Below are 24234 nucleotides of genomic sequence, written 5' to 3'. Positions count from 1 at the left end.
TGTCCAGGGCCCCGGGCTTTTTTGTGTTCCGGGTCTGCGCACCCGACAACACGGAGCCCCTGTGCCGTGGACCACAGTGCTGTTTTGTTGTACCCGCTGTCGATACCGTGTGCCGTATGACGGGAACAGCGCGCGTGATGTGGGACGAAGCGGTGACCGGCTACGACTTCGGCTCGGGGCATCCCATGGACCCGGTTCGGCTGGCCCTGACGATGCGGCTGGTCGAGGCCTTCGGGCTCGACGCGAAGACCGAGGTACGGGCGGCCAGTCCGGCCGGGGCCTCCACGCTGGGGCTGGTCCATCGCCAGGACTACATCGACGCCGTCCGACGGGTGTCGGCGGAGCCCGGCAGGGCCGACGGCTCTTATGGTCTCGGTACCGAGGACGACCCGGCCTTCGCCGGGATGCACGAGGCTTCCGCACTGATCGCGGGGCAGTCCATCGCCGGCGCCGAGGCCGTGTGGCGCGGTGAGGTGCAGCACGCGGTCAACTTCGCCGGCGGTCTGCATCACGCGATGCCCGGTACGGCCTCCGGCTTCTGCATCTACAACGACGCCGCCCTCGCCATCGCCCGGCTGCTGGAACTGGGGGCGGAGCGGGTGGCCTACGTGGACATCGACGTCCACCACGGTGACGGCGTGGAGAGGGTGTTCTGGGACGACCCCCGGGTGCTGACCGTCTCCCTGCACGAGCACCCCCGGACGCTGTTCCCCGGCACGGGCCGGGCCGAGGAGTCGGGCGGTCCCGCGGCCGAGGGGTCGGCGGTCAACGTGGCGTTGCCGCCCGGGACGGCGGACGGCGGCTGGCTGCGGGCCCTGCACGCCGTCGTTCCCGAACTGCTGGCGGCCTTCCGGCCGACCGTACTGGTCACCCAGCACGGCGCCGACACACACCTGGAGGACCCGCTGGCGCATCTGGCGGTGACGGTCGACGCGCAGCGGGCCGCCGCGTCGGCGCTGCACGAGTGGGCGCACCAGTACGCGGACGGGCGGTGGCTCGCGCTGGGCGGCGGGGGGTACGCGGTCGTGGACGTCGTGCCGCGGACGTGGACGCACCTGGTGGCCATCGCGGCCGGCGCGCCGATCGCGCCGGACACGGTGGTGCCGGAGGAGTGGCGGCACCAGGTGTACGCGGCGACGAGGGTGCAGGCTCCGCGCAGGATGACGGACGGGCGCGATCCGGTGTGGCGTGACTGGGCGGAGTCGGGCTACGACCCGGCCGACGCGTTGGACCAGGCGGTGCTGTCCGCCCGCCGCGTGGTCTTCCCCGCCCACGGTCTCCTGCCGTAGCGGTCCACGGCGCCGAGTGACCCGGCTGACCGGGCGAGGCGGCTACGGGCGGGGTTCTGACGCCGGATCAGACGGCCCGTCACCCCTCCTGTCCAGGAGGTGTCGCAAGACGATGTATCGACTTGGCGGCATGTTTCGGCGTAGGCGCGTGCACGTTGTCCTACGTAGGAGGAGTCGCACGTGCCGCGATCAATGTGCCTCAGTGCGCCCCTGGTGCGACCGGCGTGCGGCCCCGCGCCCCCGGTGCTCCGGGCGCCGGAGGCGGTGGCTTTCCGATCTCGGGGAATCAGGCTCCGAGGTGTGGGTGCCCACCTGACCACGGGGCTGCCGCGCAGGTCGGCGGGGGTGTTCACAGAGAGGACGGGCGACGGGAGCGCGGCCGCGGCGTCCGCGCCGGGCCGAGTTCCGCGGGGACGTGACCGGCGATGACGCTGTGCCGCCCGCCCACTACCGGCCGCGCACGCGCTATGTACTCAAACGCTCCCGTCTGTCACAGTAGGAGGCCGATCGCTACTCCTCTTCCCCACTTGCATCACCCGCCCCTAATCTGGGGAGGAGCGCGCATGCGAGCAGGTGCATCGGAGGGGAAGCCGGTGCCCGACATGTGCGAAAGGTTCAGGTGTGACATGGCTGCTGGTGAGAAGCCTCTCAGCGAGGTCAACTTTCTGACCGTGGCGGAAGTGGCCGCGGTGATGCGCGTGTCCAAGATGACCGTGTACCGCTTGGTGCACAGCGGTCATCTGCCGGCTATCCGGGTCGGTCGTTCGTTCCGGGTCCCGGAGAACGCCGTCCACGAATACCTCCAACAGTCGTATGTGGGGGTGGAAAGCGCCTGAGACAGGTTCTCGAAAGCCCTCGGATTACGACCATCACTCGGTGCCGGGTAGGCTGGGGCCCCGTAGGTCGTGTGGGCTCGGACGCCCCGCACCGAGTGATCAAGTGAGCGAGGGTAGTCGTGGGCTCTGTTATCAAGAAGCGGCGCAAGCGGATGGCGAAGAAGAAGCACCGCAAGCTGCTCAAGCGCACGCGTGTGCAGCGTCGCAACAAGAAGTGAGCGAACGCCTCACACGCAGGTCCTGAAGGACCGGCCCGCCTTGGCCCTCCCGCGCGAAACGGCGACGGGAGGGCCGCGGCGTTTCCGGGCGCGGAGGCCCCACGCGGGGCTCCACGCGGGCGCGGGGCTCCACGTTGCGCGGGGCTCCACGCGGCGCATGGGCCGCGCGCAGGTTCGGTCACGGCCGCGAAACGTCGACCCGATACGGTGACCGCGGGGATGTAGCGGCTGTGAGGGAGGGCACGTGGGCCAGGTCGTTCTCGTCACCGGAGCCGCTCGACGGCTGAGTGGTCGGCTGATCCGCCGACTCCAGCGTGCCGAGGGAGTCGACGCGGTCCTGGCCGTGGACACCGTGGAACCCCAGCACCCGATCGGGGACGCCGAGTTCGTCGAGACGGACATCCGGCACCCGGCGGTCGGCACGCTGATCGCGCGACGGGGCGTGAACACCGTCGTCCACCTCGACGTCGGCGGTAACACGTCCACGCGCCGCCGCAGCCGTGTCACCGTCAAGGAGACCAACGTCATCGGCACGATGCAGTTACTCGGTGCCTGTCAGAAGGCACCGGGTGTGCGGCGGCTGGTGGTGCGGTCCAGTACCCACGTCTACGGCGGTGCTCCACGCGATCCGGCCGTGTGCCGGGAGACGACGGTGTCGGGCAGCGTGCCCGGTGGCGGCTTCGCCAAGGACACGGTCGAGGTCGAGGAGTACGTGCGCGGCTTCGCCCGGCGACGTCCCGATGTCGCCGTCACGGTCCTGCGGTTCGCCGACATCCTCGGGCCCGCCGCCGACGAGGCGCTGGCGGGCTACCTCGCCCTCCCGGTGCTGCCCACCGTCCTCGGCTACGATCCGCGGCTGCAGTTCGTCCACGAGGACGACGCTCTGGCGGCGCTGGAGCTCGCGGCCGGGGAGCCGCGTAGCGGCTCGCTCGCGGCGGGGACGTTCAACGTCGCCGGTGACGGTGTGCTGCTGCTCTCCCAGTGCGCGCGGCGGTTGGGCCGTCCCGTGCTGCCCCTTGCCCGGCCGGCGCTGAGCTGGGCCGGGACGGCCCTGCGCACCGTCGGGATCGCCGACTTCTCGCCGGAGTACGTCCGGCTGCTCACCCACGGGCGGGTGGTGAGTACAGCGTTGACGCGGGAGACGTTGGGCTTCTCGCCGGAGTACACCACCGCCGAGGCTCTCGCCGACTTCGCCGGACGGCACGGGCCGGGGCTGTTGCCCCCGCGGGCCGTCGCCGGCGCAGTCGACCGGTTCGAGGAGGCGGTCCGCCGTGCCTGATGCCAAGGTCATCCCCTTCGACGACGACCGGGCCCGGCGGCGCGCGCGGGGCGTCCCGCACCCGTCGCCGCCGCCCGGGGAGCGCCCGCCCACCCCCGAGCCGGCGTCCGTCCCGGAGCCGGCGGACCCGGAACCGGTGGACGGTTCGCCGGGGGAGCCGGGCGCGGGCCGGCCGACCGACCCGGGGGGCGAGGCCCCCTGGCTCGACCGCCTGCTCGGGACGGGGTGGGACCGCCGGGCCGCCGCGGGGCTCTCGTTCCTCCGGCGGCGGCTCACCGGGGAGTACGCCGTCGACGCGTTCGGCTACGACGCCGAGCTCACCGACCAGGTGCTGATGTCGCTGCTGCGCCCGGTGTACGAGAAGTACTTCCGGGTGGAGGTGCGGGGCGTCGGGAACCTGCCGGCGCACGGCGGCGCCCTGGTCGTCGCCAACCACTCCGGGACGCTGCCCTGGGACGGGCTCATGCTCCAGGTGGCCGTGCACGACCACCACCCGGCCGGCCGGCATCTGCGCCTGCTCGCCGCCGACCTGGTGTTCACGCTGCCGGTGGTGGGGGAGCTGGCCCGGAAGGCGGGGCACACGCTGGCGTGCACCGAGGACGCCGAGCGGCTGCTCGCGGGCGGGGATCTGGTGGGGGTGATGCCGGAGGGGTACAAGGGCATCGGGAAGCCCTTCGCCGACCGCTACAAGCTTCAGCGTTTCGGGCGGGGCGGGTTCGTCTCGACGGCGCTGCGGGCGGGGGTGCCGATCGTGCCGTGTTCCATCGTCGGCGCGGAGGAGATCTACCCGATGGTCGGCAACGCGAAGACCCTGGCCCGGGTGTTGGGACTGCCGTACTTCCCGCTCACCCCGGCGTTCCCCTGGCTCGGGCCGCTGGGCGCGGTGCCGCTGCCGACGAAGTGGACGATCGAGTTCGGTGAGCCGATCCCGACGGACGGGTACGCGCCGGGGGCCGCGGACGACCCGATGCTGATGTTCAACCTCACCGATCAGGTGCGCGAGACCATCCAGCGCACGCTGTACCAACTCCTGGTCCGGCGCCGGTCGGTGTTCTTCTGACGGTCGCCTCCCCGAGGCGCCCCCCGAAGCAGGCCCCGAGGCGCCCACCGACGGGGGCCCGACGCGGGCCCGAAACGGCGGCCCGCGTCGACGTGCCCGGTTTCGACGCGTCGACGCGGGCCGACCGGCCACGGTCCGCGGCTACGGCGTGTCCTCGACGTCCACGCCGAGGCCGGGGAGCCCGCCCGGGAGGAGGGGCGGGATGGTGACGTCCGGCCCCGGGAGCGGATCGACGCCGCCCGTCAGGGAGCCTTCCGGGTCGGTGGGGAGCGGGTCGAGGAGGCCGGGGTCGCCGCCGATGAGCCCGTCCCCCGGCGTCTCGCTGCCCTCGCCGGACTCGGTGGGGCTGGGCTCGCGCCCGGAGTCCGGCGAGCCCTCGCCGCCCTGGCCGGGTGCGCCGGCTCCGGAAGAGGGGTTCGAGGGCTCCGTGCGGTAGTTCTCGACCGTGCCCTCCTCCGAACCGGGTGCCGACTCCCGGTTCGCTCCGTCCCCGGCCGGGGGCAACAGCTCGTCCCGCAGCGGTTCGACGTCCTCGTTTATGGCGTCGAACACCGAGTTGACCTCGTCGCCGACGCCCTGGAGCTGGACGGGCAGCCGGTCGCGGAGCTGTACCCACGTGTCGCGGTGGGACTGGGCGAACGAGGAGAGGGAGCGCATGGGCGCGAGGTCGCCGTCGCGCTCGTAGACGCCGCTGAGCAGCCGGTGCCCCTCGGAGGCGTTGCTCCGCATGGAGTTGAGCGCGTTGCGGACCTCGCCGAGCGACTCGTGGTCCAACGCGCCCTCGCGCCCGCGCTCCATGAGCCGACGGGCTTCGTTGAGGCGGGTGGAGGCGTGGTCGAGGTAGAGGACGCCGCGGTCGGAGTCGTTCCCCGCCATGTCGAGCTTGAGGTCCTCCATGCCGCGCTTGAGGCCGTAGAGCGTGTCGCCGGGCAGGGCGTTCGTGCTGGCGGCGGCGACGCCGGTGAAGGCTCCGGCCGCGACGCCGACCGTCAGCCCGCCCGCCGCGAGGCCCTTGCCGAGCCGGGTCCGCGGCTTGAAGCGGCCCAGGGCCGGGGCGCGGTGGGCTCCCTTCCCGGAACGCCCACGCTGCTCGGGCACGTGGGTGCCCTTGCCGGCGAACTGGTTCTCCATCGCGGCGACGAGCTGGGCGCGCTGGACGGCCTTGACCTCTGGGTCCAGCTCGGGGGCGGGGAGGGAGCCGAGCCCCTCGGCGAGCGCCAGCATGGCCCGCTGCTCGGCCTCCTCCGCGGGCCCGCCCCGGGCCGGGGCGGGCGACGCGGCGGGCGCGTCGGAAGCCGCTGGCCCGGAGTTCGGGGTGGCCGCCACGCCCCGCGGGGCGGCCTCGGCATCGTCCGCCGTCGACCCGGCCCGCTCTTCGAGCGCCTGGGCGAAGGCGTTGGCCCGCCGGTTCGTGGACACGGAGCCGATCACGGGCGGCACCTCCTTACGTCAGCACGGTTGACTCCCAGGACCGTTCGGGTGGTTGCGTGACCCGTTTCGTTACACCCGAAAGAGTGAGATCGAGTGGACGAATCGGGACCACGGGGAGTCTGCACACCCCCCAACGAGCGGCAGTGCGTCCGGGTTACGGAGGGGCGATGATGTGATGAAGAAGGTGACGCAGAGGTCATTGATCGTTGCCTGGAGTGAGATAGCGGGGCCCGGTCGCCCCGCCCGGGCCCAGCGGCCCGAGGCTCGGGCACCCGGAGCCGGGAACCGTGAGCCGGGCCCCCGGGGCCCGGGGTCCGGGGGCCGCGAGCGTGAGCGGGGGCCCGGACGGGGTCGGGGGCGTTCAGCGGGCGTCGTCCGGGAGCAGCCGGGCCAGGGTGCGCACGGCCCGGTACTGGAGGGTCTTGATCGCTCCTTCGTTCTTGCCCATGATCCGTGCCGTCTCCGCGACCGAGAGCCCGTGCAGGAAGCGCAGGGTCACGCACTCCTGCTGCTGCGGGTTGAGCCGGCGGACGGCGTCGAGCAGCGTGTCGTTGGACAGCCGCTCCAGAACCGACTCCTCGGGGCTGCGCTCGACCTCGTTGGCGTCGAGCATCTCGCCCGTCGTCACCTCCAGCCGGAAGCGGCTGGACTTGAAGTGGTCGGCCACCAGGTTACGCGCGATCGTCACCAGCCAGGCGCCGAAGTCGCGGCCCTGCCAGGTGAACGTGCCGATGCGGCGCAGGGCGCGCAGAAAGGTCTCGCTGGTCAGGTCCTCGGCGGTGGCCCGGCTGCCCACCCGGTAGTAGATGTAGCGGTAGACGGTGTCCGCGTACTGGTCGTAGAGCATGCCGAAGGCGTCGGCCTCGCCGCCCTGGGCCCGTTCGACCAGGTCCATCATGCGACGGCTGTCGCCGTCCACCGGGCGGCGGGCGGTCGAGGTGCCAGCGGCTCCGGCGCGGCTTCGTCTGCCGAGCGCGCTGGCGCCGACGGTGCCGGCGGCCCCGTCGGCGAGCGCGTAGGCGGGGTGTGCGGGGACGGCCCCGGCGAGGGCCGGGACGGCGTAGGCGGTGGGGACGAGCGAGCGCAGCCGGTCGGCGACCGTATCGCGCAGCCTGGCCAGGCCCGAGGCGTCAACCCCGACGTGTGGGTACACGGGACTCCCAGAGGCAGAGCTTCCATCACGTGCAGTGCGGGACCGACCGTCCGATGGTGGGACGTTTGGCACCGGATTACGTCTGAGGAGAATAACCCTTAGTACTGGCCGCACTACGCCTAGTTGCTCAAATCACCGATTCGGTTTGTTCTGTTACGCATTGATGCTCGATCAGGAATCGAACGTGCGGCATCCTTTGATCGTTCTGGTATCAAGTTCGGTCTGTTTCAGGCCGAGTTGAGTATGTGTCGCCCGTGGTGGACTACCCTGCCTCGCGCCGGGAAGAATGGCCTGATGCCCCGCCGGAACCCGAGCGGCGGGGCAGGCCGGACGGTGCAGCGAGCCGGCTGGTCATGCGGCCGGACCCCGGTGCGTGGTGGCGGTGCGCCGTGGCGGCCGGACGAGAGCGGCCGAGGCGGGCGGGCCCGCCCGGCGGGCGGCCGGGTTCAGAGTGAGAGCCGCCGCCGGAGCGCGACGGCCGCCGCCGCGCCTCCCGCGACCGCGCCGACCCCGGCCGCCGCGGGCAGGCCCACGCGGGCCGCCTTCCGCCCGGTCCGGTAGTCCCGCAGCCGCCAGCCGTTGTCCCGGGCGTGCTCGCGCAGGCGGCTGTCCGGGTTGATCGCGTACGGGTAGCCGACGAGCGAGAGCATCGGGATGTCGTTGACCGAGTCGCTGTAGGCGGCGCAGCGGGCGAGGTCGAGCCCCTCGGCCGCGGCGAGCGCGCGGACGGCCTCCGCCTTGGCCGGGCCGTGCAGCGGCTCGCCGACCAGGCGTCCGGTGTAGACGCCGCCGACCGACTCGGCCACGGTGCCGAGGGCGCCGGTCAGGCCGAGCCGCTGGGCGATGATCGTGGCCGTCTCCACCGGGGCGGCGGTCACGAGCCAGACCTTCTGGCCCGCGTCCAGGTGGGCCTGGGCCAGAGCCCGGGTGCCGGGCCAGATGCGGCCGGCCATGTACTCGTCGTAGATCTCCTCGCCGATGGCCATGAGCTCCGCGACCCGGTGGCCCTTGACGATGGACAGCGCGCTGGCCCGCACCTCGGCCATGTGCTCGGGGTTCTCGGTGCCCACGAGGCGGAAGTACGTCTGCTGCCAGGCGAAGCGTGCCAGCTCCCGCGTCTCGAAGAAGCGGCGCTTGTAGAGGCCGCGGCCGAAGTGGAAGAGGGCGGCGCCCTGCATGACGGTGTTGTCGAGGTCGAAGAACGCCGCCGCGCGGACGTCTCCGGCGACGGGGAAATCCGGTTCCGCGTGTCCGGACTTGCGCGCGGCCTCGGCGGACGCCTCGCCGGCGAGGACGCTCGCCTCGGTGGCGGTTCGCTTACGGGGGGTGAGCCATGCCAGTGCACCCATGTGGCGAGCATAGCCATCGGACGTTCGCGCTCCGGTTACGGCCGGATGTCCCGGTCCCGTCCGGCTGGACAATGGTTCCCATGGAGACCCCAGAAGCGCCCGCCGCGGGCCGCACCGTGACCCTCATCGGCAAGCCCGGCTGTCATCTGTGTGACGACGCCCGGGAGATCGTCACCGCCGTGTGCGCCGAGACCGGGGCGGCGGTCGAGGAGAAGGACATCGAGCAGGACGCCGAGCTGTACCGCCGGTACTGGGAGCAGATCCCGGTCGTCCTGGTCGACGGCGCGCAGCACGACTTCTGGCGTGTCGATCCGGTGCGGCTGCGCAGGGCCCTGGTGGGCTGAGCGATGACGGGGTGCGGGTGCGCGGTCGGGACGGGTGCCGGATCGGTTCCCGTCACGGGCCGGAAATCGGGGAGGTGTGTGCCCTGGTGTCCGGATTGGCGCGTGTGGCGCCGATCACTTCGCACGGACAAATCGGACACTATCTTTGTGCACGCTTTCACAAAGGCATAGCCTGTGAGGGACGGAGCGGTACCGGGGCGGGCCCTGGCAGGCGGAACCGCTCCCGCCCCCAGCTGACGCGGGGGTGCCTCACCCAGCCGATGTTGGGCGGCGCCCCTAGGAGCAAACGGCAGGAGCACCGTGGCAACTGGCCGAAACCACCGACCGGCGACCCGGAGCCGAGGGATTCCCGAGGCTACCGTCGCCCGACTTCCGCTGTACCTGCGGGCCCTGACGGCGCTCTCCGAGCGCTCGGTGCCCACGGTCTCGTCGGAGGAGCTGGCCGCCGCGGCCGGGGTGAACTCGGCCAAGCTTCGCAAGGACTTCTCCTACCTGGGCTCCTACGGCACCCGCGGCGTCGGCTACGACGTCGAGTACCTCGTCTACCAGATCTCCCGCGAGCTGGGGCTCACCCAGGACTGGCCCGTCGTCATCGTCGGTATCGGTAACCTCGGCGCCGCCCTGGCCAACTACGGCGGCTTCGCCTCCCGCGGCTTCCGCGTCGCCTCGCTCATCGACGCCGACCCCGCGATGACGGGCAAGGTCGTGGCCGGGATCGGGGTCGAGCACACCGACCGCCTGGAGCGGATCATCGAGGACAACGGCGTCTCCATCGGCGTCATCGCCACCCCTGCGGGCGCCGCGCAGCAGGTGTGCGACCGCCTGGTGGCCGCCGGGGTGACGTCCATCCTGAACTTCGCGCCCACCGTGCTGTCCGTGCCGGAGGGCGTGGACGTGCGCAAGGTGGACCTCTCGATAGAGCTCCAGATCCTCGCCTTCCACGAGCAGCGCAAGTCCGGAGAGCTGGAGGCCGGGGAGGCCGCAGGGCAGGACACCGCGGCCCCGGCCGCGCCCCCCGCCGTCTCCGTGACGCGCCGGGGTGCCGCGGACGCCGGTGGCGAGGCGGGCGCGGGCAACGACAGCGAGGCAGGGCCGGACGGGGATGTCCCCGCCGTGATGCCGGCATGAGCCTGCTCGTCGTCGGTCTGAGCCACCGCAGCGCACCCGTCAGCGTGCTGGAGCGCGCGGCTCTCGCACCCGAGGTGCGCGGCCCGCTGCTCGCGGACGTCGTGGGCGCCGAGCCCGCCACCGAGGCGGCCGTGCTGTCCACCTGCAACCGCATCGAGCTGTACGCGGACGTGGACAAGTTCCACGCCGGCGTCGCCGAGCTGTCCACGCTGCTCGCGCGGCACAGCGCCGTCGCGCTGGAGGAGCTCACCCCCTACCTGTACGTCCACTACGAGGACCGGGCCGTCCACCACCTGTTCTCGGTGGCCTGCGGCCTGGACTCGATGGTCGTCGGCGAGGGCCAGATCCTGGGGCAGATCAAGGACGCGCTCGCGCTCGCCCAGGAGGTGCACAGCGCCGGCAAGCTGCTCAACGACCTGTTCCAGCAGGCGCTGCGCGTCGGCAAGCGGGCGCACAGCGAGACCGGGATCGACAAGGCCGGCCAGTCGCTCGTCACCTTCGGTCTGGAGCAGCTCGCCACCGCCGAGAGCGAGGGCCTGGACGTCGAGCGCTGGGCGAAGGACAAGCGCGCGCTGGTGATCGGCGCCGGCTCCATGTCCGCCCTGGCGGCCACCACCCTCGCCCGAGCCGGTGTGGCCGAACTGGTGATCGCCAACAGGACGTTGGAGCGTGCCGAGCGGCTCGCGGCCTCACTGGGCGGCCGGTCCGCCGCCATGGCCGACGTGCCCGCGGAGCTGGCCGCGGCCGACATCGCCGTCTCCTGCACCGGTGCCACCGGTCTCGTGCTGCCGCAGTCCGTCGTGGCCACGGCGGTCGCCGGCCGGAAGGCGCCGCTGGCCCTGCTCGACCTGGCCATGCCCCGGGACATCGACGCCGCCGTGCACCGCGTCGAGGGCACCCGGCTGGTGGACATCGAGTCGTTGGCCGAGGCGGCCGCCGACGCGCCGATGGCCGCCGACGTGGACGCGGTGCGCCGCATCGTCGCCGACGAGGTGGCCGCCTTCGGCGCCGCCCAGCGGGCCGCCACCATCACGCCCACCGTCATCGCCCTGCGCACCATGGCCTCCGACCTCGTCGCCGGAGAGATGGCCCGCCTCGAAGGCCGCCTGCCGGGCCTGGACGAGCGGGAGCGCGCGGAGATCACCCAGACCGTGCGCCGCGTCGTCGACAAGCTGCTGCACGCGCCCACCGTGCGGGTCAAGCAGCTCGCCGGCGAGCCGGGCGGGGCCTCCTACGCCGACGCCCTGCGGGAGCTCTTCGACCTCGACCCCCAGACGGTCGCCGCTGTCAGCAAGCCGAACAGGAGCGGCGATGCCCACTGAACCGAACACCGCACCGAACACCCCACCGACGCGTGGACGGGCCGGGGAGCCCCCGCTGCGGCTGGGCACCCGGCGCAGCGCGCTCGCCATGGCGCAGTCCGGCCAGGTCGCGCGGGAGGTCACCCGGCTGACGGGCCGCGAGGTCGAGCTCGTGGAGATCACGACCTACGGTGACGTCTCCCGCGAGCAGCTCGCGCAGATCGGCGGTACCGGGGTGTTCGTCTCCGCTCTGCGGGACGCGCTGCTGGCCGGGGAGATCGACCTCGCCGTCCACTCGCTCAAGGACCTGCCCACCGAGCAGCCCGAGGGGCTGGCCATCGCGGCCGTGCCGCCGCGCGTGGACCCGCGCGACGCGCTCGTCGCCCGCGACGGCCTCACCTTCGGGCAGCTCGCCGCCCAGGGCACGGACGCCCGCCCCATCCGCATCGGCACGGGATCGCCGCGACGGATGTCGCAACTGAACGCCTGGGCCCGTACGCTGGGCCACCGGATCGAGACGGTGCCCGTTCGGGGGAACGTCGGCACCCGGATCGGATTCGTCCGCTCCGGGGAGCTCGACGCCGTCGTCCTCGCGGCCGCGGGCCTGACCCGCCTCGGCAGCCTGGACGAGGCGACCGAGCTGCTCGACACCGACGCCGTCCTGCCCGCCCCCGGGCAGGGCGCACTGGCTGTGGAGTGCGTCGCGAACGACGCACGACTCGCCGCCCAGCTCGCCGGCCTCGACGACCCGCACACCCGGGCCGCCGTGACCGCCGAGCGAACCCTCCTCGCCACCCTGGAGGCCGGTTGCAGTGCGCCCGTGGGCGCCCTGGCCGACCTCCAGGGTGACGGGAAGGCTGTCACCGAAATGCGCCTGCGTGGCGTCGTCGGCACCGTCGACGGCTCGACGCTGGTGCAGCTGTCCACCACCGGTCACGTACCGGCGTCCGCCGACGAGCAGAGGGCCTGGGCCGAACGCCTGGGCCGGGATCTCGCCGACGCGATGCTTGCCAAGGGTGCGGCCGGTCTGATGGGGGAGCGCGCACATTGAGCCCCACCACCGCCCAGAACGCGACCAAGGCCGGGACCCGCACGTCCCGTGGCAGGACGGACGCGAACACGCCGAAAGCCGACGCCGCGCCAGCCGCGGCGGCAGCGCCCACCGGTAGCGGTGGCAAGACCGCGCGCGGCGCCACCGCGCCGGTCTCCGCGGCACCGGCGCCCAACCGGCACCTCTACGGCGCCGACGGCCACGTGACCTTCCTCGGCGCCGGTCCCGGCGATCCGGGGCTGCTCACGCTCCGCGCCGTCGAGGCCCTGGCCAACGCCGACGTGCTCGTCGCCGACCCCCAGGTGCACGACGTCGTGCGGCCCCACGCCCGGACAGGCGTGGACACGCCCGGACAGGCGGCGGCAGACGACTCGACCGAGACTTCCGCCACATCTGCCGTCGCAGCAGATCTTGTCATGGCGGCCGCGCGCTCCGGCAAGCGGGTCGTCCGTGCGGTGCTCGGCGACCCCGGGCTGGACGCCGACGCCGCCCGCGAGATGCTCGGCTGCGCCGAGGCGGGCATCACCTTCGAGGTGGTGCCCGGCATCGCGACGGCCGTCGGTGTGCCCGCCTACGCGGGGGTGCCGCTGCGCGACGAGCACGGCACGGACGTCCGCTTCATCGACGCCCGCTCCGCCGACGCCCGCTGCTGGACGGAGGTGGGCGCCTCCGACGCCACCGTCGTCATCTCCACCGTGCTCGACTCGGTAACGGCCGCCGCGGCCGAGCTGGTGACCGCCGGGCGCAAGCCCGACACTCCGCTCACCGTCACCGTCGCCGGGACGACGACGCGCCAGCGCACCTGGAGCGCGACGCTGGGCACCCTGCAGCAGACGCTCAAGCAGGCCAAGGTGCTGCCTGCCGCCGAGGCCAATCAGCCGGTGATAGCCGTCGTCGGGGAGCGCAGCGCCCCCGCACAGCGCGACCAGCTCGCCTGGTTCGAGTCCAAGCCCCTGTTCGGCTGGAACGTTTTGGTGCCGCGCACCAAGGAGCAGGCCGCCTCCCTGTCCGACCAGCTCCGTTCCTACGGCGCCGTCCCGGCCGAGGTGCCGACGATCGCCGTCGAACCGCCGCGGACCCCGCAGCAGATGGAGCGGGCCGTCAAGGGCCTGGTCACCGGCCGGTACGAGTGGATCGCGTTCACCTCGGTCAACGCGGTGAGGGCGGTACGGGAGAAGTTCGAGGAGTACGGCCTCGACGCGCGCGCCTTCGCGGGCATCAAGGTCGCCGCCGTCGGCGACCAGACGGCCAAGGCGCTGGTGGACTTCGGCGTCAAGCCCGACCTCGTCCCCTCGGGCGAGCAGTCGGCCGCCGGGCTGCTGGAGGACTGGCCGCCCTACGACCCCGTCTTCGACCCGATCGACCGCGTCTTCCTGCCGCGCGCCGACATCGCCACCGAGACGCTGGTCGCCGGGCTCATCGAGCTGGGCTGGGAGGTGGACGACGTCACCGCCTACCGGACGGTGCGCGCCTCGCCGCCGCCGGCCGAGACCCGTGAGATGATCAAGGGCGGTGGCTTCGACGCCGTCCTGTTCACCTCGTCCAGCACCGTGCGCAACCTCGTCGGGATCGCCGGCAAGCCGCACAATGTGACGGTCATCGCCTGCATCGGACCGGCCACCGCGAAGACGGCCGAGGAGCACGGGCTGCGCGTCGACGTGCTCGCCCCCGAGCCGTCGGTGCACCGCCTGGCCGAGGCCCTCGCCGAGTTCGGCACCCAGCGCCGCAAGGCCGCCGTCGAGGCGGGCGAACCCGTCAAGCGGCCGAGCGAGAAGCGGCCGACGAGGAGGAGAACCCGGTCGTGAACAGCGTGAACGACAGGTCCGGGAGCGGTGGGTACGGCGGCGCGGGCAGCGCCTACGGCGGCTTCCCCGCGGCGCGCCCGCGGCGGCTGCGCACCACGCCGGCCATGCGCCGCATGGTCGCCGAACACCGCCCGCACCCCGCCGACCTGATCCTCCCGGCCTTCGTCCGGGAGGGCATCAGCGAGCCGGTGCCGGTGTCCTCGATGCCCGGCGTCGTCCAGCACACCCGCGACACCCTGCGCAGGGCGGCCGTCGAGGCCGCGGCGGCGGGGGTCGGCGGGCTGATGCTGTTCGGCGTCCCCGAACACAAGGACGCCGTCGGCTCCCAGGGCACCGACCCGGACGGCATCCTCCAGCGCGCCCTGCGCGACGTGCGCTCGGAGATCGGCGACGACCTCGTCGTCATGTCCGACCTGTGCCTGGACGAGTTCACCGACCACGGCCACTGCGGCGTGCTGGACGCCGAGGGCCGGGTCGACAACGACGCCACGCTGGAGCGGTACGCCGAGATGGCCCGCGTCCAGGCCGAGGCCGGGGCGCACGTCCTCGGGCCGAGCGGCATGATGGACGGCCAGGTCGGGTACGTGCGCCGGGCCCTGGACGAGGCCGGGCACACCGACGTCGCGATGTTCGCCTACACGGCGAAGTACGCCTCCGCGTTCTTCGGGCCGTTTCGCGAGGCCGTCGGCTCCTCGCTCAAGGGCGACCGCAAGACCTATCAGCAGGACCCGGCAGGCGGTCGCGAGGCGCTGCGCGAGCTGGCGCTCGACCTCGCCGAGGGCGCCGACATGGTCATGGTCAAGCCCGGCCTGCCCTACCTCGACGTCTTGCGCGACTTCACCCGCGAGGTGAACGTGCCCGTCGGCGTCTACCAGGTCTCCGGCGAGTACGCGATGGTCGAGGCGGCGGCGGAGAAGGGCTGGATCGAGCGCGAGCGGGCCGTTCTGGAGACGCTGACGAGCTTCCGCCGCGCGGGCGCCTCGCTCGTCCTGACGTACTGGGCCGCGGAGGCCGCCCGCTGGCTGAACGAAGGCCGCTGAGCCCTTGAGGCGGACGGCTCGGCCGCGGCGGGAGGCGCTCAGCGGGCCCACGCGGGAGCGTCCTCGCCCCAGCGGCCCGGGCCGCGTTCCCACGTACGGGGGGCGCCCGCGTAGTGCACGGGCGGCAGCGCGTGGCGCAGCGGTCCGTAGGCCGACGGGAGCGTGGCGAGCCACGGCCCGGGATCGTGGGCGGGGCCGTCGAGCGGCGCGGGCCGGAGGCCGTGCAGCAGCCAGGAGGCGGTGCCCGCGAGGGACAGCCGCAGGTGACGCCCGTCACCCGACGACCGGCGTTCGGTGAGCGTGCGCAGGACGGCCGCCGCGAGCAGGTAGCCCGTTCCGTGGTCCAGCGCCTGGGCGGGCAGCGCGCCGGGCGTGCCGTCCTCGGACGCCTCGGCCGAGGCGATGCCGCCCGCGGCCTGCACGAGGCTGTCGAAGCCGCGCCGTGCGGCCCAGGGACCCGACCAGCCCCACGCGCAGAGCTGGGCCACGGTCAGCCCCGGGCGGCGGGCGAGCAGTTCCTCCGGCGCGAGCCCGTGCCGGTCCAGTGCGCCGGGACGGTAGCCGGTGACGACGACGTCGGCGGCGGCGAGCAGTTCCTCGAAGCGGGTGCGGTCGCCCGGCTCGTTCAGGTCGAGCCGCGCCGAGCGCTTGCCCAGACCGGTGTCGGCGTGCGCGTCGTCGTCCTCGCGTGGCCGGGGCGGGTCCACGCGCAGGACGTCGGCCCCGAGCAGGGCCAGGGTGCGGGTGGCCACGGGGCCCGCGATGACCCGCGTCAGGTCGAGCACGCGCACCCCCTGCGCGGGTACGGAAGCCGGCGGCAGGGCACGCACTGCGCCGCCCGTGCCGAGGACGCGGCGCTCGACCAGCGGCAGTCCGGCCGGGACCGGCATCGCGTCGACGGCGACCGCCAGCCCGCCCGCCGCGTACACCCGCTCCTGCACGGTCCGCGCGCTCGTCGGGGCCAGGGCGTCGGCCAGCCCGGGGGCGTCCGTGTGCTCCGGCAGGTCCAGAGCCGCCAGCAGGCGGGCGCGGTGGTGCGGGTAGTTGGCGTGGGTCCGCAGCCAGCCGTCCGCCGTGCGCCAGAACCCGGACAGCGGGGCGAACGCGGTGGGCCGCCGGCCGTCGATCCGCAGGTGCCGCTCGCTGACGAAGGCCGTCGCCACGGCGCTCTCGTGGACGGAGACCGACGGCACCGGGCCGCCGTTGCGGCGGGCCAGCAGCTCGGCCGCGGCGAGGGAGCAGGCGCCCACGGTCGCGCGGGCCAGCTCGCGCACCGGGAGCCGGGCGGGCAGGACGTCGCGCGCGCCCGCGTGGGCGACCCGGCGCGCCAGCTCCGCCGGTCCGCCGAGCGCCGCCCAGGCCTCGGCCGTGGCCGTGTCGTGTGTCATGCGGTGACGCTACCGGGCGGGGCAGGGGCGGGCCGGGGCGGTGGCGGCGTACAGGTAGGCGGAGCCGGGGTGGGAGCGGTGGGCGCAGAGCCGCTCGCGCGGGCCGAGCAGGGTGACGGCGTCGGGGTCGCCGCCGAAGGGCACGGCGTTGCGCTGGACCCAGCGCAGGGCGGCCTGTTGATCGGCGAGCCCCTCGTCCGGGACGGCGACGGTGACGGTGTCCGGGGCGACCGAGGCCGTGGTGGGGCCGAGGTGGACGTGGACGGGGAGCCCGGCGCCGACGCTCACACCGCGCGGCGTGGTCACCGTGAGGCTGCGGCAGGCGATCGCGGAGCAGGGCTCGGTGGCGTCCCGCACCCCGTGCCACTCGATGGTGGGGGAGGTGTAGGGGATGCCGTGGAAGATCCGCGCGGTGGGCGTGAGTTCGCCCCGGACCGCGCCCTGGTCCGTGCGGACGACCGACGGGTCCGGGTCGCCGTCCGATGCCTGTCCCGCGGCGGTCGGCAGCCCCGCCGCCACGGCGACGGAGATCATCACGTAGGCCGCCCGCCGCACGGTGCCGCCACGTCTCGTCATGGTCCGCATGACGATGACGCTAGGCAGTCGAACGGCGCTTGAGGAGCCGCCCTGCCCCCGGGCCGGGGGTGGGGCCGCCCCCACCCCCGGCCTCGGGGCTACAGGCGTTCGGGGGTGCGGATGCCGAGCAGCTCCATGCCCTGGTGCAGCGTGCGGGCTGTGAGCTCGCACAGGAAGAGCCGGTTCTCGACGGTGGCCGCGTCCTCCGCCTTGAGCACCGGGCAGTGCTCGTAGAAGGACGTGTAGTGCGTGGCCAGGGCGTAGAGGTAGGCGGCCAGCTTGTGCGGCTCGTAGGTCTCCGCGACGCCCGCCAGCGTCTGGGAGAACTCGTCCAGGTGCAGGCCGAGGGCGCGTTCGGCGGGGGCCAGGGCCAGCTCCGGGTGCGCGACGGGCCGGGCGTCCCCCGCCTTGCGCAGGATCGACTGGATGCGGGCGTAGGCGTACTGGAGGTAGACGCTGGTGTCGCCGTTGAGGGACACCATCCGGTCCAGGTCGAAGACGTAGTCGCGGGACATGGAGGTGGAGAGGTCCGCGTACTTCACGGCGCCGATGCCGACCTGGGCGGCCCGCTCGGCGATCTCCTCGTCCGTGAGGTCCTGGGCCTTCTCCCGGACGACGTCGGCCGCCCGGTCCACGGCCTCGTCGAGGAGGTCGACCAGCCGGACCGTCTCGCCCTCCCGGGTCTTGAACGGCTTGCCGTCCTTGCCCAGGACCGTGCCGAACGCGAGCTGCAGCGCGGCGCCCTCGGGCAGCCAGCCGGCCCGCTGCGCGGTCTCGAACACCATCCGGAAGTGCAGCGCCTGCCGGGCGTCGACGACGTAGAGCAGCTTGTCGGCCTTCAGGGTGCCGATCCGGTCGCGGATGGCCGCGAGGTCGGTGGCGGCGTAGCCGAAGCCACCGTTGGACTTCTGGACGATGAGCGGGCTCGGCGTGCCGTCGGGGCCCTTGACGTCGTCGAAGAAGACGCACAGCGCGCCGTCGGAGCGCACGGCGACGCCGGAGGACTCCAGGTCCTTCACGACCTGCTGGAGGTCGTCGTTGTAGGCGCTCTCGCCCACGACGTCCTCGTCGCGGATCTCGACGTCCAGCTGCTCGTAGACGGCCTGGAAGTAGATCTTGGACTCGTCCACGATCTTGTGCCAGAGGGCGAGGGTCTCCTCGTCGCCGCCCTGCAGCTGCACGACCCGGTCCCGGGCGCGGGTCTTGAACTCCTCGTCGGAGTCGAACAGGGCGCGGGACGCCTTGTAGAGCCGGTCGAGCCGGGCCATGGCGGCCTCGCCGCCCTCGGCGTCGGAGCTGTGGTCCAGCTCGTGCGGGTGCTCGACCAGGTACTGGATGAGCATGCCGAACTGGGTGCCCCAGTCCCCGATGTGGTGCCGCCGGACGACGTGCTCGCCCTGGTGCTCCAGGATGCGCATGACCGCGTCGCCGATCACCGTCGACCGCAGGTGGCCGACGTGCATCTGCTTGGCCACGTTCGGCTGCGAGTAGTCGATGACGGTGGTGCCGGGGTGCTCGGCCCGGGGCACGCCCAGCCGCTCGTCGGCGGCCCGGGCGGCCAGCGTGCGCACGATGGCGCCGTCCGTGACGGTGATGTTCAGGAAGCCGGGGCCCGAGACCTCGACGGACGCGAGGACGTCGTCCTCCTCCGGCAGCCGCTCCACGACCTGCCCGGCCAGCTCGCGCGGGTTCCCCTTCAGCTTCTTGGCGAGCGCCAGCATGCCGTTGGCCTGGAAGTCCGCCCGGTCGCTGCGTCGCAGCAGCGGGTCGGCGGAGGCGGCCTCCGGCAGGGCGCCCGCGAGGGCGTCCGCGACGCGCTGGTGGACCGTAGCGGTGAGCGAAGTGACCGAAGCCATGAAAGGTGAACCGTTCCGTTCGGTGGTGTGGACGCGTGGACGTTCGAACGTCCCGTGGACGTATCGGCAGTATCCCACGCGGGGCCCCGCGACCCGGCGTGGTTTCTCACCGTGCGGACGCGGGGCGGCGGAGTCCGTCTGGGACAATGGGCCTCACGAAAGCACCCGGGAACACGCGGGTCCGCGCCGGTCCGGACGGGCCGCGCGGAGGCCCACGGGCCCGCGGAACACGCACCACAGGAACACACGGAAGCTAAGGACGTGCCGAACGTGGCTCAGAGCACCGAGACCGACTGGGTCTCCCGATTCGCGGACGAGGTCATCGCCGAGGCGGAGCGACACGCCCCCGGCAAACCCATCGTCTGCGCCTCGGGCCTCAGCCCCTCGGGGCCGATCCACCTGGGCAACCTGCGCGAGGTCATGACGCCGCACCTCGTCGCCGACGAGATCCGGCGCCGCGGCCACGCGTGCGTGCACCTCATCTCGTGGGACGACTACGACCGCTTCCGCAAGGTCCCGGCCGGCATCGACCCGTCCTGGGCCGAGCACATCGGCAAGCCGCTGACCTCCGTGCCCGCCCCGCCCGGCAGCGAGCACCCCAACTGGGCCGAGCACTTCAAGTCGGCCATGGTCCGGGCGCTCGCGGAACTGGGCGTCGAGTTCCGGGGCGTCAGCCAGACGCAGATGTACACCTCCGGTGCCTACCGCGAGCAGATCCTGCTGGCCATGCGCGAGCGCGGCACGATCGACGGCGTCCTGGACCGCTACCGCACCAAGGACAAGCCGGCCGGTGGGAAGGGCGGCAAGGGCGGGAAGCAGAGCCAGAAGCCGGTGGACGAGGCCGAGCTGGCCGCGGCCGAGGGCTCGGGCGCCGCGTCCGAGGACGACGGCAGCGGCAGCGGCGGCGCCTACTACCCCTACAAGCCCTACTGCGGGAACTGCGAGAAGGACTTCACGAACGTCGTCGCCTACGACGACGAGACCACCGAGCTGACCTACACCTGCACCTGCGGCCACCGCGAGACGGTGCTGCTGCGCGAGTACGACCGCGGCAAGCTGGTGTGGAAGGTCGACTGGCCGATGCGCTGGGCCTACGAGGGCGTGACCTTCGAGCCGTCCGGCGTCGACCACTCCTCGCCGGGCTCCTCGTTCGTCGTCGGCGGGCAGATCGTCCGCGAGGTCTTCGGCGGCCGGCAGCCCATCGGGCCCATGTACGCGTTCGTCGGCATCAGCGGCATGGCGAAGATGTCCAGCTCGCGCGGCGGCGTGCCCACGCCCGCCGACGCACTGGAGATCATGGAGGCGCCGCTGCTGCGCTGGCTGTACGCGCGCCGCAAGCCGAACCAGTCCTTCAAGATCGCCTTCGACCAGGAGATCCAGCGCACCTACGACGAGTGGGACGCGCTGGAGCGCCGGATCGCCGACGGCACGGCGCAGCCCGCCGACGTCGCCGCGCACGCCCGCTCCGTGCGCACGGCCGCCGCCGAGCTGCCCCGCACCCCGCGTCCCCTGCCCTACCGCACGCTGGCCTCGGTCGTGGACATCACCCAGGGCTCGGCGGAGCAGACCCTGCGCATCCTCGGCGAGCTCGACCCGGAGCGGCCGGTCACCTCGCTGGACCAGACCCGGCCCCGGCTGGACCGCGCCGAGCGCTGGATCTCCACCCAGGTCCCCGTCGACCAGCGCACCCGGGTGCGGGACGAGCCGGACACCGAGCTGCTGGCCTCGCTGGACGAGCAGCAGCGCGAGGGCCTGCGGCTCCTGCTGGAGGGGCTGGACACCCACTGGTCGCTGGACGGGCTGACGACGCTGGTCTACGGCGTGCCGAAGGTGCAGGCCGGGCTGGACCCGGAGGCCAAGCCGACGCCCGAGTTGAAGCTGGCCCAGCGGGCGTTCTTCGCGCTGCTGTACCGGCTGCTGGTGAGCCGGGACACCGGTCCGCGTCTGCCCACGCTGCTGCTTGCCGTCGGCGCCGACCGCGTCCGCAAGCTGCTCGCCGCGTAGGACTGCGGCCTGGGCGGCCGACGGGCCGGGCAGGGGGTGCCCCTTGCGGTGGTCGCGGGCCGCGGGTGCGCTGTGGCGGGTCGCGCAGTTCCCCGCGCCCCTGCGGGGCGCGGCCCTGCGCGTGCCTCAGCTGGAGACGCCCATCTCTCCCCTCAGGCGTGCGCGGAACTCGCGTACATGCGGGCGCAGGTACGGCTCGCTCAGCAGGCTGCCGTCCCGGTTGCGGATGCCGAAGCGCCCGTCGAGGGCCCTGGACAGGTCGCGGGCGCTGGGCATGGCATGCTCCTGCCCCTGCGCTGCGAGGTCGCGGTAGGCGTGGTAGAAGACGTCCTCCAGGGGGACGTCTTCGGGGAGGCCCACCGGCTCGTCGGTGGGCTCCGGGGACGGGGGCTCCGGGGGACGGCGGATCGGACGGCGCCCCTGGCTGCCGGGGACGTACGCCGGGGCGGGCTCCGGCACGGGTTCGAGCTCCGGCACGGGCTCGGGTTCTGCCGGGGGCGCGGGCGCGGCCTGGGCGGCGTCACCGGTGACGGCCTCCGGGGCCGGGCCCGCGGTGGCCTCCGGCCGGGCCGGGGGCTCGGTGGCGGCGAGGGCGCGGGTGCTCTCCGCGAGGGGTATGCCGTAGCGCGCGAGCTTCAGCGGCATGAGCGCCTCGACGGGTGCCCGGCGGCGCCAGGCCCGCCCGTACCGGGCGCGCAGCCGCGTCTGGTAGACGAGCCGCTCCTGCTCCAGCCGGATGACCTCGTCGTAGGAGCGCAGCTCCCACAGCTTCATGCGGCGCCACAGCCGGAAGGTGGAGGGGAAGGCGAGCAGCCAGCGGGAGACGCGGACGCCGTCCATGTGCTTGTCGGCGGTGATGTCGGCGATGCGCCCGATGGCGTGCCGGGCGGCCTCCACCGCCACCACGAACAGCACGGGGATGACCGCGTGCATGCCGACGCCGAGCGGGTCGGGCCAGGCGGCGGCGCCGTTGAAGGCGATGGTGGCGGCGGTGAGCAGCCACGCGGTCTGGCGCAGCAGCGGGAAGCCGATGCGCAGCCACGTCAACAGCAGGTCCAGCGCGAGCAGGACGACGATGCCGGCGTCGATGCCGATGGGGAAGAACGGGGCGAAGGCGCCGAAGCCCTTGCGCTCGGCGAGGTCCCGCACGGCGGCGTAGGAACCGGCGAACCCGATCGCCGCGATCACCAGTGCCCCGATCACGACCACGCCGACGAGCACGCGGTGCGTGCGGCTGAGCTTCATCGCGGACACCCGCGGTCTCCTCCCGCTCTGGACACGTGAGCGGCGCCCAGCCTGGCACACGTTGTCAAGGGCATGCCCGGCGGGAGGGGTGTCCCGGGTTACGCCTCGGTCTCGCCCTCGGCCTTGTCCTCGGCCTTGTCCTCGGCTTCGTCCTTCGGCTGGTCCTTGGCCTTGTCCAGGGCCGCGATGGTCTGTTTCGCAGCCTTCTCGGCGGGTTCGCCCAGGTCCTTCGCGCTCGGCTTCTCGCCGTCCTCGAAGCCGGTACCGCCGTAGTCGACGACAACGACGACGTTGCCGGTCCGGGCCACGACGGTGCGGGTGCGGTAGTCGTCGCCGTCGGACGTGTGCTCGTAGGCGATGCCGGTGGCCTCGTCGCCGACGCCCTCGACCGCGGTCTGCTCGACGCCCTTGAGGGATTTGTCGCCGGTGAGCTTCTTGATCTGGGACTCGGCGTACCGCGCGGCGCGTTCGTCACCGCTGCCGACCCCGACCTCCGACTCGTGACGGCGCAGCGACACCACGAGGGTGCGGTAGTCGTAGTCCTCCAGCGCGGACCACTGGCAGCCGTTGTAGGTGGCGACGTCCGAGGTCTTGAGCGGCTCACCGCTCTTGTGGTCGACCTCCGGCACGAGCTCCTCGACGAGCTTTGCCGGCACCAGCTTGCAGGTGTCCGGCAGCGTGGAGTACTTCACCGGCTCGGGCGTGGGCTCGGCGGACTCGGCCTTCGGGGACGGGGACTCGGCCGCCTTGCCGTCGTCCCCGCCGCCGAGGCAGCCGGTGACGAGCAGCGCGGGTATGGCCGCGAGCGCGAGCGCGCGGCGCAGGGTCGGGGCGGTGTGGAGCATGGTGGCTTCGCTTTCCCGGTCTCGGATCAACTGTCGAGCCGCCGGGCGATCTGCTTCGCGAGGCGGTCGGCCTGCCGTTGCAGCTGTTCGCTGTCGGGCAGGCGGCGCTTGTCGGTGGACCACTGGTTGTACTGGACGGTGACGATGACGTTGCCGGTGCGGAAGACCAGCGTGACGTCCCGGTGGACGCCGGCGTCGGCGGTGACCAGCTTGTCGTCGAGGTAGGCGTTCTCGCCGACGTTCTCCAGGGGACGCGGGGCGAGCTCCGGGCCGATGTCGGGCGTGGACCGGCCGCTGGCCCCGTCACCGCTGGCCCCGTCCGTGGGCGGCGGCTCCTGGCCCGCCGAGGCGGGCTGGGTGGCGCCCCCGCCGTCGTCCGGGGCTCCGGTGTCGCCCCCGGCGTCCTTCGCGGCTCCGCTGCCCGGCTCGTCCGACGCGGTGCCGGAGGCGGGGGTCGACTCGGAGTCCGAGGGCTCCCTCGTCGGCTCCTTTGAGGGCTCGCCGGTCTCCTCCCCGTCCCCCTCGCCGCCGCCGTCCCCGGCCGGCGGCTCGGCCGGGATGCCGGCCTCCGCGGCGCGCAGGTCGAAGAGCTCAAGGGCCCGGTCGTCGTCGCTGACCTCGGGGTCGTAGGAGACGACGCGCTCGAAGTCCAGCGAAAGGTGGCGGCTGCCCAGCGGGGTGGAGCTCTTCCAGCTGCATCCGACGCGGCGGTCGGTGTCGAAGGTGACGGCCGCCTCGCCGTCCAGGACGGAGTCCGTGGGGTGGGTGGACGCCGTGGAGCCCTCGCCGTCGCCCTCCGGGAACAGCGCCTTGCGCAGCGCGTCCCGGTCCAGCGAACCGCATGGCTCGGGGAGGGTGCGGTACCGGCCGGGCTTCTTGTCGTGCGTCGAGCTGGTGAACGCGTCGGACTTGCCGTCGTTCGGGCCGCCGCCGACGACGCCGTCCGTGCAGCCCGCCAGGACCACGGTCAGCGCCGCGAGGGCCGCGGGGCCGCCCAGGTACGTCCTGCGCCGCACGTTGGCCTCCCTGCACTCGC

At 73.4% G+C, this 24234-nt stretch carries 21 protein-coding genes; 12 read left to right on the top strand and 9 right to left on the bottom strand.

The genetic code is table 11. From position 1 onward, the window contains the following. Positions 1-116: 116 nt before the first annotated feature. From HPT28_RS10845 to HPT28_RS10825, 5 genes are all read left to right on the top strand, one after another. The gene (locus tag HPT28_RS10845) at positions 117-1289 is read left to right on the top strand and encodes an acetoin utilization protein AcuC (RefSeq protein WP_219090790.1); all 1173 of its coding nucleotides are present in this window, start codon (positions 117-119) and stop codon (positions 1287-1289) included. Between the two features lie 626 nt (positions 1290-1915). Continuing rightward, positions 1916-2125 (top strand): helix-turn-helix domain-containing protein, encoded by a 210-nt coding sequence (locus HPT28_RS10840; protein WP_191211255.1) that lies wholly within the window; start codon positions 1916-1918, stop codon positions 2123-2125. Between the two features lie 119 nt (positions 2126-2244). Continuing rightward, on the top strand, positions 2245-2343 hold the full coding sequence (locus HPT28_RS10835; RefSeq protein ID WP_003948845.1) for a 30S ribosomal protein bS22: 99 nt from the start codon (positions 2245-2247) through the stop codon (positions 2341-2343). Positions 2344-2587: 244 nt separating this feature from the next. Further along, positions 2588-3622: an NAD-dependent epimerase/dehydratase family protein gene (locus HPT28_RS10830; RefSeq protein ID WP_219090789.1), complete on the top strand. Its 1035-nt coding sequence runs from the start codon at positions 2588-2590 to the stop codon at positions 3620-3622. Beyond that, complete coding sequence (locus HPT28_RS10825; protein ID WP_219090788.1) at positions 3615-4682, top strand: lysophospholipid acyltransferase family protein; 1068 nt, start codon at positions 3615-3617, stop codon at positions 4680-4682. The genes HPT28_RS10830 and HPT28_RS10825 overlap by 8 nt, the downstream gene beginning before the upstream one ends. Before the next feature lie 141 nt (positions 4683-4823). Here HPT28_RS10825 and HPT28_RS10820 read toward each other — a convergent pair whose 3' ends face one another. From HPT28_RS10820 to HPT28_RS10810, 3 genes are all read right to left on the bottom strand, one after another. Beyond that, positions 4824-6113 (bottom strand): DUF5667 domain-containing protein, encoded by a 1290-nt coding sequence (locus HPT28_RS10820; protein ID WP_219090787.1) that lies wholly within the window; start codon positions 6111-6113, stop codon positions 4824-4826. 361 nt (positions 6114-6474) lie between these two features. Then, complete coding sequence (locus HPT28_RS10815) at positions 6475-7266, bottom strand: ECF subfamily RNA polymerase sigma factor, BldN family (RefSeq protein WP_219090786.1); 792 nt, start codon at positions 7264-7266, stop codon at positions 6475-6477. Between the two features lie 446 nt (positions 7267-7712). Next, the gene (locus tag HPT28_RS10810; protein ID WP_219090785.1) at positions 7713-8615 is read right to left on the bottom strand and encodes an HAD family phosphatase; all 903 of its coding nucleotides are present in this window, start codon (positions 8613-8615) and stop codon (positions 7713-7715) included. Positions 8616-8695: 80 nt separating this feature from the next. Between HPT28_RS10810 and HPT28_RS10805 the strand changes: the two genes are divergently transcribed. The 6 genes from HPT28_RS10805 to hemB all read left to right on the top strand — a co-directional run bounded on the left by HPT28_RS10805 (position 8696) and on the right by hemB (position 15284). After that, positions 8696-8959, top strand: a complete 264-nt coding sequence (locus HPT28_RS10805; RefSeq protein ID WP_257578382.1) for a glutaredoxin family protein — start codon at positions 8696-8698, stop codon at positions 8957-8959. A gap of 300 nt (positions 8960-9259) precedes the next feature. Next, positions 9260-10087: a redox-sensing transcriptional repressor Rex gene (locus HPT28_RS10800; protein WP_219090783.1), complete on the top strand. Its 828-nt coding sequence runs from the start codon at positions 9260-9262 to the stop codon at positions 10085-10087. After that, the gene (locus tag HPT28_RS10795) at positions 10084-11409 is read left to right on the top strand and encodes a glutamyl-tRNA reductase (RefSeq protein ID WP_219090782.1); all 1326 of its coding nucleotides are present in this window, start codon (positions 10084-10086) and stop codon (positions 11407-11409) included. Before HPT28_RS10800 ends, HPT28_RS10795 begins: the two co-directional genes overlap by 4 nt. Continuing rightward, the gene (gene hemC, locus HPT28_RS10790) at positions 11399-12439 is read left to right on the top strand and encodes a hydroxymethylbilane synthase (protein ID WP_219090781.1); all 1041 of its coding nucleotides are present in this window, start codon (positions 11399-11401) and stop codon (positions 12437-12439) included. The genes HPT28_RS10795 and hemC overlap by 11 nt, the downstream gene beginning before the upstream one ends. Before the next feature lie 203 nt (positions 12440-12642). Further along, the gene (locus tag HPT28_RS10785) at positions 12643-14244 is read left to right on the top strand and encodes a uroporphyrinogen-III synthase (RefSeq protein WP_219090807.1); all 1602 of its coding nucleotides are present in this window, start codon (positions 12643-12645) and stop codon (positions 14242-14244) included. A 5-nt stretch (positions 14245-14249) separates the two neighbouring features. After that, positions 14250-15284 (top strand): porphobilinogen synthase, encoded by a 1035-nt coding sequence (gene hemB / locus HPT28_RS10780; protein WP_374226950.1) that lies wholly within the window; start codon positions 14250-14252, stop codon positions 15282-15284. Positions 15285-15322: 38 nt separating this feature from the next. Here hemB and HPT28_RS10775 read toward each other — a convergent pair whose 3' ends face one another. From HPT28_RS10775 to argS, 3 genes are all read right to left on the bottom strand, one after another. After that, a complete protein-coding gene (locus HPT28_RS10775) occupies positions 15323-16672 on the bottom strand; it encodes a CoA transferase (RefSeq protein ID WP_219090780.1) in 1350 nt (449 codons plus the stop codon). Between the two features lie 9 nt (positions 16673-16681). Then, positions 16682-17257: a carboxylesterase family protein gene (locus HPT28_RS10770; protein WP_257578379.1), complete on the bottom strand. Its 576-nt coding sequence runs from the start codon at positions 17255-17257 to the stop codon at positions 16682-16684. 89 nt (positions 17258-17346) lie between these two features. Then, positions 17347-19104: an arginine--tRNA ligase gene (gene argS / locus HPT28_RS10765; protein ID WP_219090779.1), complete on the bottom strand. Its 1758-nt coding sequence runs from the start codon at positions 19102-19104 to the stop codon at positions 17347-17349. Between the two features lie 261 nt (positions 19105-19365). On the opposite strand from argS, the gene lysS reads away from it, so the two are divergent. Next, the gene (gene lysS / locus HPT28_RS10760; RefSeq protein ID WP_219090778.1) at positions 19366-21108 is read left to right on the top strand and encodes a lysine--tRNA ligase; all 1743 of its coding nucleotides are present in this window, start codon (positions 19366-19368) and stop codon (positions 21106-21108) included. Positions 21109-21234: 126 nt separating this feature from the next. Here the strand turns inward: lysS and HPT28_RS10755 are convergent, their stop codons facing one another. The 3 genes from HPT28_RS10755 to HPT28_RS10745 form a co-directional block, all read right to left on the bottom strand. Further along, on the bottom strand, positions 21235-22353 hold the full coding sequence (locus HPT28_RS10755; protein ID WP_219090804.1) for a DUF2637 domain-containing protein: 1119 nt from the start codon (positions 22351-22353) through the stop codon (positions 21235-21237). A gap of 98 nt (positions 22354-22451) precedes the next feature. Further along, positions 22452-23198 carry a DUF3558 family protein gene (locus HPT28_RS10750; protein WP_219090777.1) on the bottom strand — a complete coding sequence of 249 codons (747 nt, stop codon included), beginning with the start codon at positions 23196-23198 and terminating at the stop codon, positions 22452-22454. 26 nt (positions 23199-23224) lie between these two features. Further along, entirely contained in the window at positions 23225-24214 is a 990-nt protein-coding gene (locus tag HPT28_RS10745; protein ID WP_219090776.1) for a DUF3558 domain-containing protein, read from the bottom strand. Positions 24215-24234: the final 20 nt, after the last annotated feature.

The sequence above is a fragment of the Streptomyces sp. JJ38 genome, assembly GCF_019303475.1.
Taxonomy (GTDB): domain Bacteria; phylum Actinomycetota; class Actinomycetes; order Streptomycetales; family Streptomycetaceae; genus Streptomyces.
This window is presented reverse-complemented; position numbering and strand designations above follow the sequence as displayed.